This is a genomic window from uncultured Tenacibaculum sp. (genome assembly GCF_947502995.1).
Classification (GTDB): Bacteria; Bacteroidota; Bacteroidia; order Flavobacteriales; family Flavobacteriaceae; genus Polaribacter.
The window spans coordinates 1-13,074 of record NZ_CANNBW010000001.1 but is presented as its reverse complement, the minus strand read 5'-3'; the positions used below and the strand labels follow the sequence as shown (position 1 = coordinate 13,074).

Genomic DNA, 13,074 nt, shown 5'->3' with positions numbered 1-13,074 from the left:
TTCTAAGAAAGACCTCTATAGATTTATAAACTTATTGAACTAAATTTCATATTAAAAGTGATAAAACAAGACCTATTAAACTCATAAAAATTAAATAAAACACATAGGTAAGAATTGTTAGAAGAATCGTTTTTAACTTTTTATAATTATTAAAAAACTGTAAATAACTCCAAAAAACATAACCTAAAACAAACAACATATAAATTGTCTCTATAAAAACACTGCCTTTTGTAATTGATTTTAAAATGAGAAAAAAAGTATAAATAACTGCTTGTTGACCAGTTATAAAAGAGTTCAACACTAAATGTTCAAAATAATTGTATTTATGCTTTCTAAAAGACAAATAAGAACCGAAAGAAAACACAGGTAAAAATAACAACATAGCGTATGCATAATTCTTAACCAACCATTGAAAAACAAGTATTTTGTCATTAGAGCCGACTTTAGAATTTTCATAATTATTCCAGCCTGACACAAAATCACCAAGCATAGTTCTTTCATCAAAAAAACCAGCAATTAAAGCATAAACTGTTGATAAAACTAGCACAAAAGTTATAGGCTTAAAATAGTTTTTTCTTTTTCCATTTATAAAATCTTTAATACTATTTCCTGGTGCTATTGCTAATTGTTTTATTGTATAAAAGAAGCCATGATCTACCTGAAAAAATGAATTGTTTAATTCTGATAATAGATATTTAAAATCAATTATACCTACGTTTGTTTTCTGTCCACAATTTGAACAAAAATTACCATTAACCTCTGCATTACAGTTTTTACAATTCATGAAGAAAAATTAAAATAACATCCAAAAATACAGAAATCTACACACTTGATTTCAATAAAAAAACCGACACTCTCGTATCGGTTTTTAATATTATGTATCACATTTTATCTAAATAATAAGTTTATTTGCTTTCCCTCCTTTTTAGCTTTTTCGTCCTTTTGTTTTCCAATCATAGAACCTATTAACATCCCAAGCGGAAGACCAAAACCTAAAAAAGCGGTATTACCAATAGCGGAAGAAAAAACTAAACCTAATGGAATTCCAAATGTCGACATACCTATAGCAAACCATTGGTTTTGATAGTATTTTTCTGGAACTAAACCATGTTCTTTTACCAGAAGATGAATAATGTTACTCTTTTGAATTAACAGTTTTCTTCTAAATTTTCTTTCGTTACTTTCTTGAAAAGAATTAATCAATTTAATTTTATCATTAATTTTTATCACAGAATCTTCTGGTAAATCTAACCCTCTTAAAGCAACTAAAGTTTTTTCTAAATTAGAAAATGCTTTCTTCGTTGTTTCTTTCTGAGTCAACTGATTATTTTTTTTCAATTCTATAATTTCCATAAACGATTTAATTAATTTGTTTTACACTATATAAGAATCGTTTTTAGATAAAATGTTACAGGAATTAACCTTTAACTTTCGTTTTTGGAGAATACGGTAAAGTTTCAAATCCCATATTGAATAATGTAAATCCGAAAATATCTGCACTCTGTTCTATTCTTTTAGCTACAGGAGTTCCTGCACCGTGACCAGCATTAGTTTCAATTCTGATCAATACTGGATTAGTTCCTTTTTGCTTTTCTTGTAACTCTGCAGCAAACTTGAAACTATGAGCTGGAACTACACGATCATCATGATCTCCTGTTGTAACCATTGTAGCTGGATATTCTTCTCCTGACTTTACATTATGAACTGGTGAATACCCTTTTAAATATTCGAACATCTCTTTGTTATCTTCTGCTGTTCCATAATCGTATGCCCAACCTGCTCCTGCTGTAAATGTATGATAACGTAACATATCTAAAACTCCTACTGCTGGTAACGCTACTTTCATTAAATCTGGACGCTGTGTCATAGTCGCACCAACTAATAATCCTCCGTTAGAACCACCTCTTACAGCTAAGAAATCTGAAGATGTGTACTTTTCCTTAATTAAAAACTCAGCTGCAGCAATAAAATCATCAAAAACATTTTGCTTTTGCATTTTAGTTCCTGCTTTATGCCATTTCTTTCCGTATTCACCGCCTCCGCGTAAGTTTGGAACAGCATAAACACCTCCTTGTTCCATCCAAACAGCATTTGTTATACTGAAACTAGGAGTTAAACTCACATTGAATCCTCCGTAACCATATAAAATAGTTGGGTTCTTTCCATTAAGTTCAATTCCTTTTTTGTGTGTGATAATCATAGGAACTTTTGTTCCATCTTTAGAAGTGTAAAAAACCTGCTTACTTTCATATTCATCTGAATTAAAAGCAATATTTGGTTTCCAATATTTTTTATAGGTACCATCTTTTGGATTTAACTGATAAGATGTTCCTGGAGTTTTATAATTTGTAAAAGAAAAATACAATTCTTTTGCTTCTTTTTTTCCTCCAAAACCACCAGCAGAACCTACACCTGGCAATTCAATTTCGCGAATCAATTTTCCTTCATAATCATATTGAAATACTTTAGAAACTGCATCGACCATATAACTAGCAAAGAAATACCCTGAACCTGTAGATGGACTTAACACATTCTCTGTTTCAGGTATAAAATCTTTCCAGTTTTCTACACCTGGATTAGCAGCATCAACAGTTACTATTTTTTTATTTGGAGCATCTAAGTTTGTTACTAAAAACAATTTACTACCCTCGTTTTCTATCACATAAGTATCGCTACCAGCATCACCTAATATTGTAACAATTGGACTATTTTCTTTAGACAAGTCTTTCATTAATAATTTATTCCCAGATGTAGAAATTCTAGGATATATAAAAAGGTATTTACCATCTTCTGTAACTGTACCTCCTACATATCTGTGCTTTTCTTCGGCTGTTGCACCAAAAATGACCTTATCTGATTTCTGACTTGTACCTAACTTGTGATAGTATAATTTATGTTGATCTGTTTTAGCTGATAATTCACTTCCCTTCGGTTTATCATAACTTGAATAGTAAAATCCTTCGTTACCTTTCCATGAAATTCCCGAAAACTTCACATCAACCAAAGTATCTTCTTTAATTTCTTTACTTTCTACATCCATAATAATGATCTTTCTCCAATCACTACCACCTTCTGAAATTGCGTAAGCTAATGTTTTTCCATCTTTTGAAAAACTTGCTGTACTTAAAGAAGTCGTTCCATCTTCTGAAAAAGCATTAGGATCTAAGAAAACCTCATCTTTTCCTTCTTTATTTTTTCTGTACAATACATAATGATTCTGTAAACCATCATTTTTGTAGAAATACGTATAATCACCTCTCTCAAATGGAACTCCTAATTTTTCATAGTTCCAAAGTTCAGATAATCTTTCTTTTAGTTGATCTCTGTAAGTAATTTTATCAAGATAATCGAATGTTACAGCATTTTCTGCTTTTACCCATGCTTCTGTTTTTTCGCTTCTGTCATCTTCTAACCATCTGTAGTTATCCGTTACTTCTGTTTCAAAATATTTGTCTACTACTGGTACTTTCTCCGTTTCTGGATAGTTCAATTCTATTACATTTTTGGGTTTTTCTTGCTGACATCCAACAAGTAACAACCCTGTTATTACTGGTATAAATATTCTTTTCATTATTTAGATAGATTAGTTAATACTTTCAAAATTAGATTAAATAATTTATCAAACGTTACAATTTAAGAGCTTTTTAACATCTGTAGTCTATATCTGTAATTTCTATTACATTTAACGTCTAAACTAAAAACTTAAGCAAGATTAAAATGACTGAATTATTATCAAAAGATACATTTTTAGAAAAAGTGTTTAACTATGAAGAAAATAAAAAATGGAATTACTCAGGAAAATTACCTGCAATTATAGATTTTTATGCCGATTGGTGTGGACCATGTAAAATGTTAGCTCCAATTTTAGAACAACTAGGAGAAGAATATAAAGACAAAGTAGTTATTTACAAAGTTGACACAGAGGCTGAACAAGAATTATCTGCCATGTTTGGAATTAGAAGTATCCCTTCGATGTTATTCTGTCCAATAGGTGAAGATCCTCAAATGGCACATGGTGCATTACCTAAACAACAGATAGAAAAAATTATTGAAGATGTTTTAAAAGTATCTAAATAAGACGATTTTATTGTATTATTTTTAAATCCAATGTCTTTTGTTTACCAAATACACATAAAATTTAACCATTTATACAAAAAATAAATTCCGAATTATGTAAACTGTGTATATTCGCGGTGTACTTTTATGTATTCAACATTTACACAATCATAAATCGTAATATTGGGGATTATTCGAATTATGGAATCAAAGGCAACGTTTCTCAGACGTTGCTTTTTTTATTGTCTTTTTTTCTCTCAAAAAACAACAACTTTTTTTCGTAATTTTTTCAAAATAAGAATGTCAACAAACACAAGGAGTTGAGCAAAAAACGACAACACAAATAATTGTTTTACAATATTTTACATAAACCAAAATTATTTGTGGTTTTTTTAAAAATTAGGTTATTTGTTAAAAACTTCAAGGAGTTTGTGGATAAGTATAGCTTTATTTTTCTCACAAAATTTTGAATCTTTGTTCTCCCCCTAGCAGTAACTTTTTAACAAAAATTTGAACGTACAAAAATGGCCGTATTAGAACCAATTTTACAAGAAAATAAAGATCGATTTGTTATTTTTCCAATCCAACATAATGACTTATGGGACTGGTATAAAAAACAACAAGCTTGTTTTTGGACAGCTGAAGAAATTGACTTACATCAAGATCTTGATGATTGGAACAATAAATTATCAGATGATGAACGTTATTTTATAAAACATATCTTAGCTTTCTTTGCTGCTTCTGATGGAATCGTAAATGAAAACTTAGCAGAAAATTTTGTAAATGAAGTTCAATATTCTGAAGCTAAATTTTTCTACGGTTTTCAAATCATGATGGAAAATATCCATTCTGAAACGTATTCATTATTAATTGATACTTATATCAAAAATGATGATGAAAAAAATAATTTATTTAAAGCCATTGAAGTTTTTCCTGCTATCAAGAAAAAAGCAGATTGGGCTTTAAAATGGATTGAATCTGACTCTTTTGCGGAAAGACTTATCGCATTTGCTGCTGTTGAAGGTATTTTCTTTTCAGGATCTTTCTGTTCTATTTTCTGGCTAAAAAAGAGAGGTTTATTACCAGGATTAACATTTTCAAATGAGTTAATATCTAGAGATGAAGGAATGCACTGTGATTTTGCAGTACACTTACACAATAATCATCTACAAAATAAAGTTTCTAAAGATAGAATTAAGGAAATAATAATTTCTGCTTTAGACATTGAACGTGAATTTATCACAGAATCATTACCTGTTAGTTTAATAGGTATGAATGCTAATTTAATGACTCAATATTTAGAGTTTGTAACAGATCGTTTATTATTAGAATTTGGTTGTGAAAAGGAGTATAATACATCAAATCCTTTTGACTTTATGGAGATGATTTCACTAGAAGGAAAAACCAATTTCTTTGAAAAAAGAGTATCTGAATATCAAAAAGCAGGAGTAAAATCTGGGGGAACAGGCTCTATCAGTTTTGACGCTGATTTTTAAAGCCTTACACACATAAATAACATCTGAAAACAATTATATCTTAGGGAAGTATTCTCCCTAGGACTAACCTATATAAAACCAAAATTTATCATGTATGTAGTAAAAAGAGACGGCAGAAAAGAACCTGTGATGTTTGACAAAATCACAGAAAGAGTAAAAAAGATGTGTTACGGATTAAACAGTATTGTTGATCCAGTTAAAGTAGCCATGAGAGTTATCGAAGGGCTATATGATGGGGTGACTACCTCTGAATTAGATAATTTAGCAGCTGAAGTTGCTGCAACTATGACTACTGCTCATCCTGACTACGCTAAATTAGCTGCAAGAATAGCCGTTTCAAACTTACATAAGAATACAAAAAAGTCGTTTACCGAAACAATGACTGATTTGTATAATTACATTAACCCAAGAACAGGAAAGAAAGCTCCTTTATTAGCTGATGATGTATACGAAATCATCATGAAAAATGCTGATAAATTAGACTCTACTATTATTTATAGTCGTGATTTTAATTACGATTACTTTGGTTTTAAAACATTAGAGCGTTCTTATTTACTAAAATTAAACGGACAAATTTCTGAGCGTCCTCAACAAATGTTGATGCGTGTTTCTATAGGTATCCACAAAGAAGATATTGATGAAGCAATTGCTACATACGAATTAATGAGTAAAAAATACTTTACTCATGCTACACCAACATTATTTAATTCTGGTACACCAAAACCACAAATGTCTTCTTGTTTCTTATTACAAATGCAAGATGATAGTATTGATGGTATTTACAATACATTAAAACAAACTGCTAAAATTTCTCAATCTGCAGGAGGTATCGGTTTATCTATTCATAATATCCGTGCTACAGGTAGTTATATTGCTGGTACTAATGGTACATCGAATGGTATTGTACCAATGTTACGTGTTTTTAACGATACTGCTCGTTATGTAGACCAAGGTGGAGGAAAGCGTAAAGGTTCTTTCGCTATGTATTTAGAACCTTGGCATGCTGATATTTTTGATTTTCTTGACTTAAAGAAAAATCACGGTAAAGAAGAAATGAGAGCTAGAGATTTATTCTATGCAATGTGGATTTCTGATTTATTTATGAAACGTGTTCAAGAAGATGCTGATTGGACTCTAATGTGTCCACATGAATGTCCGCATTTATACGATACTTACGGAGAAGAATTTGAGCGTTTATATACTAGTTACGAACAAGCTGGTAAAGGTAGAAAAACAATAAAAGCTCGTGAATTATGGGAAAAAATTCTTGAATCTCAAATCGAGACAGGAACTCCATACATGTTATATAAAGATGCAGCTAACCGTAAATCAAACCAAAAGAATTTAGGAACAATTCGTTCTTCTAATCTTTGTACAGAGATTATGGAATATACAGCTGAGGATGAAGTTGCTGTTTGTAACTTAGCTTCTATTGCCATTCCTATGTTTGTTGCTGAAGATGAAAACGGAAACAAATTCTTTGATCACGATAAATTATTTGAAGTTACTAAAAAAGTAATCAGAAACTTAGACACTGTAATTGATGAGAATTTCTACCCAGTTGTAGAAGCTGAAAACTCAAATACACGTCACCGTCCTGTTGGATTAGGTATTCAAGGTTTAGCTGATGCTTTTATTATGCTTCGTTTACCTTTTACAAGTGAAGAAGCTAAGAAATTAAATCAAGAGATTTTCGAGACCTTATATTTTGCTGCTGTAACTTCTTCAAAAGATATTGCTAAAAACAAAGGAGCTTACTCTACATTTAAGGGATCTCCAATGTCTGAAGGAGAATTCCAGTATAATATGTGGGGAATTAAAGACGAAGATTTAAGCGGAAGATGGGATTGGAAATCATTACGTAATGAAGTTATCGAACACGGTGTTCGTAATTCTTTATTATTAGCTCCAATGCCTACTGCATCAACATCTCAAATTTTAGGTAACAACGAAGCTTTCGAACCATATACTTCTAACATTTATACTCGTAGAGTTTTATCTGGTGAGTTTATTGTTGTAAATAAACATTTATTAGAAGATTTAGTTGAATTAAACTTATGGAACAATGATATGAAAGAAGATATCATGAGAGCTAATGGTTCTATTCAACATATAGATTCGATTCCACAAGATCTTAAAGACTTATATAAAACAGTTTGGGAAATGAGTATGAAAGATATTATCGATATGGCTCGCCATAGAGGATACTTTATCGATCAATCTCAATCTTTAAACTTATTCATGAAAGATCCTGATTTTGGTAAATTAACTTCTATGCATTTCTATGCTTGGAAGAGTGGATTAAAAACAGGAATGTACTATTTACGTACAAAATCTGCTGTAAACGCTATACAGTTTACATTGTCAAAAGAAAAGGACACAGAAGAAGATAAACCAATGAGTCCTGCCGAGTTTAAAGCTATGGTGGAAGCATCTAAAAATGCTGAAGGACCAGAAGATTGTTTAATGTGTGGTTCTTAAAATTTTGAATTTAATTTAAAAGGGAGTAAAAAGAGGAGTTGAAAAACTTCTCTTTTTTTTATCTAAATAAATAACGCATTACTAATATGAAAATACCAACAACACTAGCTAAAGAAGATGTTATTAATGAAATTAAAACAGTATTATCTAACTTGAAATTTAACTGAGTAGAAAAACCAGCAGCGATTATAATAAATAATATAATAGAAGTAAAGACACTTAAGAAAATGAAAGTTCTGTAGGCGTATTTTTTACGCTCATTTCTATCTTGAATTCTATCTGAAATCTCTTGCTGGGTTAGATTTAAATTAATATCAAAATCTAATTCTTTACCTTCAATACCAGTATCACCGGCACCTTTTAACAAGTCATCTAACTCAGAATTATGCACTTCTTAGGTATTTTCTTAAGTTAACAACGAATTCGTCGTAGTATTTTTTTATTAATCGATCACCTATCACTCTATTTTCTCCATACCTGTAAGTCAAACTCCATGGAGTTCCAGGCCTATGAGTAGAAGTTACCAACTCTTCAGAAGAAGTCTCTTTATATAAATTCCAAGTTAACCTTACAATTTTTTTATCTTCCTCATCTGTTAAAGCAGGTTCATAAGGACTATCCCATTCGTTTTTTAAAGCCATAGACTTAGACGTAATAGGACCTGATTTAAAATGCTTAAACTCATGATAAATACTTGGAACTACAGGACCGTATTTCCATGCTTCAATACTATCATCATTAAAGATTGGCCTTTCTAACAAAGATAAAGAAAGCCCTTGAGCGATATACATCAATTTAACTAATTTCATATTAGTTAAACCAACATTGTGCTGTTTTGCAAGACTTATAAATTCATTAGCCACAGAGCTAGCTGTTCCCATACCTTTAATACTGTGTTGTTTATACAAATGTAGTGACAATTTTTAACCTTTTTCAATTTCTATGGCACAAAAATACAATTTCTGAAGCTAAAAATCAAATAGTTAAAGTTTACTCACATTTCTCTAATATAAAGAAAAAAGATTAAATAACTTTGTTTCGAATTGATTTATTAGAATAAATGAACTGGGAGCAATTACTTTCTTTAAAACGTTATGGTGACACACAAAAACGTGAGCGTATTCAGCAAGATGAAACTCGTTTAGGTTTTGAAGTTGATTTTGATAGAATTATCTTTTCTTCTCCTTTTAGAAGTTTACAAGATAAAACACAAGTTATTCCATTATCGAAAACTGATTTTGTACACACAAGACTTACACACAGCTTGGAAGTTTCTGTTGTTGGAAGAACATTAGGAAGAAGAGTTGGAAAAGAATTATTAGAACGACATCCTAACTTAAAAAAATTAGGATATACTTTTAACGATTTTGGAGCTATTGTAGCAGCAGCCTCTGTAATGCATGATATTGGTAATCCTCCTTTTGGTCATTCAGGTGAAAAAGCTATTGGAGAATATTTTAAAACAGGTAACGGAAAACAATACAAAGAGCGATTAACAGAAAAAGAATATCAAGATATTATTGATTTTGAAGGAAATGCCAATGGTTTAAAAATAGTTACTGAAAATAGAGCAGGAACTCCTGGTGGTTTACGTTTATCGTATGCTACTTTAGGAGCCTTTATAAAATACCCAAAAGAAAGTCTTCCTAAAAAACCAACTAAAGAAATTTCTGATAAAAAGTACGGTTTTTTTCAATCTGAAAAAGAAGCTTTTTTAGATTTAGTTGAAGATTTAGGAATGCTAAAAAAGGACAGAAATGAAATTGCTTTTCACCGTCATCCTTTAGCCTATTTAGTAGAAGCTGCTGATGATATTTGCTATACTATTATTGATTTTGAAGACGGAATCAATCTTGGCTTAATTGATGAAAGTTATGCATTAGAATATATGTCTAAATTAGTGTCTAATATTAATAGAGATAAGTATTATTCCTTAAAATATAAAAAAGATAGAACTGCATATTTAAGAGCTATTGCAATTAATACTCTAGTTGGTGAGGCTGTTTCTATATTCTTAGATAATGAAGAAGCTATTTTACAAGGTAAATTCAATAATGCATTATTAGACAAATGTAAGTTTGAAGCTCAAATACGTGACATTATAAATATTAGTGTAGAAAAGATTTATAAGAGTAAAGAAGTTATTGAGAAAGAAGTTTCAGGATATAAAATTATAGCAGATTTATTAGATGTTTTTGTCGTCGCTTTAAATAATAAATATGACGAAAAACAATCTAATTACGATAAACTAGTGCTGAATTTACTTCCTGAAGAATACCAAGAACCTAAAGAAAATTTATACGATAGAATTATGCAAATTTGTAGCTACATAGCTAGCATGTCTGATGGATACGCTATTCGTTTGTATAAAAAAGTGAATGGAAATTTACTTAGTTAGTGTTAAAAAAGCTAAAAAAACTATTAACTGCTAGTAAATTAGCAAAAAATTAATTTTCTCTCAAATGAAACGAAAACTACTCTTTTCAGCATCAGCTTTATTAATGTTTTCTGCTGGTAGCTTTTTGTACTTTAATTCTAAGGAATCTACATTAAATAATGTTGAAAGATTAAGAAAAAGTCATGCAAAATTCCTTAAAGAACACCCTTATCAAAAGACTGGAAGTTTATCCAGACAAGAAAGAAAGGATGCTGGTTTACCTCCAAATGCTTATTTCGAACAAAAATACTTAAGTGAAATTAATCCCTCTACTGGAAGAGTTCATAAAGAAAATGTATACGATTTACAAGAAAGATTAAATAGTATAAAACAAAGAGTACCTGGAGATGCAGCTGATAATCCTTGGATAGAGAGAGGACCTAATAATGTAGGAGGAAGAACAAGAGCTATAATATTTGATCCTAATGATGCTACTAAAGAAACAGTTATTGCTGGTGGAGTTAGTGGAGGCTTATGGAAAAACACGAATATTAGCAACCCAAACTCTCAATGGCAGCAACTAAATGCTCCAGAAAACCTTTCGGTTTCATCTATAGCAGTTGATCCTAATAACTCCAATATCTTTTATGCAGGAACTGGTGAATCTTATTCTGGTGCTTTAATATTTTCAGGTAATGGTCTATGGAAATCTACAGACAAAGGAAACACATGGTTTAAAGTTTTTGGGGGTATTACCGGTGATGCTTTTTTGGACACCGACTCTCAAGTCACTGTAAATACACCTAGCTCAATATCCAATAATTATTCATCTATTCTAGCTAATTTCGGTGGCAACTTAAGCACTAATGTATCTGCTAACTTGGTTCTTGTTGATGATGGCTCAGGAACCACAGAAGATGCTTGTGAAAATATAACGAATACTTCACAAATAAATGGTAATATAGCTGTAATAAGAAGAGGTGGATGTACTTTTGTAGATAAAGTTCTAAAAGCTCAAAACGCTGGAGCAATTGCTGTTATTATTGTTAATAATGTTTCAGGAAATCCTATAGGACAAAGTGGGACAGATCCTAGTATAACGATACCATCTGTAATGATTTCACAAACAGATGGAAATATTTTAATCAACACTCTAGCTACGGAACCTGTTAATGTGACTTTAAGAAAAGTTAACGATAATGCGACTGGTAGTTTTTTAGTTCCAGGAGTAACACATATAAATGATATAGCAATTAGAAATAATAGTGGAACATCTGAAATATATGTAGCTGTTGCAGATGCTGTTTATTCTAGTTCTACTCCAACACGTCCTTTGATTGGTGGAGATAGTTTTGGAGTATATAAATCTACTGATGGAGTTAATTTTAACAGATTAAATTTACCAAAAACAACAAACGGTAATAATTTTGAGCCTAATAATATAGAAATAGCTGCTGACAATTCAGTTTATGTAAGCACAATTACTAGTAATTCTAATGGTGACGGAGGTGGAACCATATTAAAATCTACTGATGGAAACACTTTTAACCTAGTTAATACAATATCTAATGGAAATAGAACAGAAATTACACTTTCTTCTTCAAATCCTAATATTGGTTACGTACTTACAGAAATCAATAGTAGTGCAGAACCTGTTAAAATACATAAAACTGTAGATGGATTTAATTCTATCACAGAAGTTTCTTTACCTAATGATGCCGATACAGGTATAGACGCTAATGATTTTACAAGAGGACAAGCAGGATATGATTTATTAATAAAAATTGACCCTAATAACGATAACACAGTATATGCTGGTGGTATTGATTTATTTAAATCTGAAAACGGAGGTACTACATGGAACCAATTATCTCATTGGTTTGGCGGGTTTGGTTTTCAAGAAGTTCATGCTGATCAACACGCTATTGCTTTTGCCTCTTCTAATAAAATAATTTTTAGTAACGATGGAGGAGTGTATATCAGTAATAATGCTGGAGAAGATATTTTCCCTAGAAAAAATAATTATAATACACTTCAATTTTACACTATTGGTGTCGCTCCAACTTCTGCATTTACTGGAGATTATTTCTTAGCTGGTGCACAAGATAACGGAACACAACTATTTACAGATGCTCCTGACAATATTGGTTCATCTACAGAAACTTCTGGAGGAGATGGAGCTTACAGTTTTTTTGATCAAGATGGAAGAGACACTTACTACATTACAAATTTTGTTTTCAATAGATCTATTCAATTCTTCGATTTAAGCTCGGCAGGTATTCGAAGAGTAACTATTAGTGATGAAGACGTCTCAAATGGAGATTTTATCAACCAAGAAGATTTAGATTCTAATTTTGATATTCTATATAGTAATTACTCTAATGGTTCAAACTTTATAATTAGAAGATATTCAGATTTTAAATTTAATGCTACTTCAAAAAAAGATTTAACTGATGTTTTAATGGATGCTGAACCTTCTTATTTAAAAGTATCTCCTCATAGTAGAATTACTACTAGTGCTAGTAAACTATTCGTTGGTTTAAAAAGTGGAAAATTGTTAAGAGTTGACAATGCTAACTTTGCAAGTCCTACTTGGACAGATATTACAGGAAGTGAGTTTGTAGGTTCTATATCTGATATTGAATTTGGAGCTACTGAAAATGA

At 30.8% G+C, this 13,074-nt stretch carries 10 protein-coding genes; 5 read left to right on the top strand and 5 right to left on the bottom strand.

From position 1 onward, the window contains the following. Nucleotides 1–46 precede the first annotated feature (46 nt). The 3 genes from Q1A46_RS00050 to Q1A46_RS00040 form a co-directional block, all read right to left on the bottom strand. Nucleotides 47–784, bottom strand: a complete 738-nt coding sequence (locus tag Q1A46_RS00050; RefSeq protein WP_299672511.1) for a DUF3667 domain-containing protein — start codon at nucleotides 782–784, stop codon at nucleotides 47–49. A 104-nt stretch (nucleotides 785–888) separates the two neighbouring features. After that, on the bottom strand, nucleotides 889–1,353 hold the full coding sequence (locus Q1A46_RS00045) for a hypothetical protein (RefSeq protein ID WP_299672491.1): 465 nt from the start codon (nucleotides 1,351–1,353) through the stop codon (nucleotides 889–891). Nucleotides 1,354–1,417: 64 nt separating this feature from the next. Beyond that, nucleotides 1,418–3,571 carry a prolyl oligopeptidase family protein gene (locus Q1A46_RS00040; protein ID WP_299672488.1) on the bottom strand — a complete coding sequence of 718 codons (2,154 nt, stop codon included), beginning with the start codon at nucleotides 3,569–3,571 and terminating at the stop codon, nucleotides 1,418–1,420. Nucleotides 3,572–3,717: 146 nt separating this feature from the next. On the opposite strand from Q1A46_RS00040, the gene trxA reads away from it, so the two are divergent. From trxA to Q1A46_RS00025, 3 genes are all read left to right on the top strand, one after another. Next, nucleotides 3,718–4,077, top strand: coding sequence for a thioredoxin (gene trxA / locus Q1A46_RS00035; RefSeq protein ID WP_299672485.1), 360 nt, complete (start codon nucleotides 3,718–3,720; stop codon nucleotides 4,075–4,077). A gap of 503 nt (nucleotides 4,078–4,580) precedes the next feature. Then, nucleotides 4,581–5,552, top strand: coding sequence for a ribonucleotide-diphosphate reductase subunit beta (locus Q1A46_RS00030; RefSeq protein ID WP_299672482.1), 972 nt, complete (start codon nucleotides 4,581–4,583; stop codon nucleotides 5,550–5,552). A gap of 90 nt (nucleotides 5,553–5,642) precedes the next feature. Then, a complete protein-coding gene (locus tag Q1A46_RS00025) occupies nucleotides 5,643–8,033 on the top strand; it encodes a ribonucleoside-diphosphate reductase subunit alpha (RefSeq protein WP_299672479.1) in 2,391 nt (796 codons plus the stop codon). 58 nt (nucleotides 8,034–8,091) lie between these two features. Here the strand turns inward: Q1A46_RS00025 and Q1A46_RS00020 are convergent, their stop codons facing one another. Further along, nucleotides 8,092–8,424, bottom strand: coding sequence for a hypothetical protein (locus Q1A46_RS00020; RefSeq protein ID WP_299672476.1), 333 nt, complete (start codon nucleotides 8,422–8,424; stop codon nucleotides 8,092–8,094). Continuing rightward, a complete protein-coding gene (locus Q1A46_RS00015) occupies nucleotides 8,417–8,941 on the bottom strand; it encodes a Panacea domain-containing protein (protein ID WP_299672473.1) in 525 nt (174 codons plus the stop codon). The genes Q1A46_RS00020 and Q1A46_RS00015 overlap by 8 nt, the downstream gene beginning before the upstream one ends. A 152-nt stretch (nucleotides 8,942–9,093) precedes the next feature. Here Q1A46_RS00015 and Q1A46_RS00010 point away from each other — a divergent pair, with 152 nt between their 5' ends. Together Q1A46_RS00010 and Q1A46_RS00005 are read left to right on the top strand one after the other, a co-directional pair. Continuing rightward, on the top strand, nucleotides 9,094–10,431 hold the full coding sequence (locus Q1A46_RS00010) for a deoxyguanosinetriphosphate triphosphohydrolase (protein WP_299672443.1): 1,338 nt from the start codon (nucleotides 9,094–9,096) through the stop codon (nucleotides 10,429–10,431). Between the two features lie 64 nt (nucleotides 10,432–10,495). After that, nucleotides 10,496–13,074, top strand: a 2,579-nt coding sequence (locus Q1A46_RS00005; protein WP_299672440.1) for a PA domain-containing protein, incomplete at its 3' end; no start/stop codon positions are given.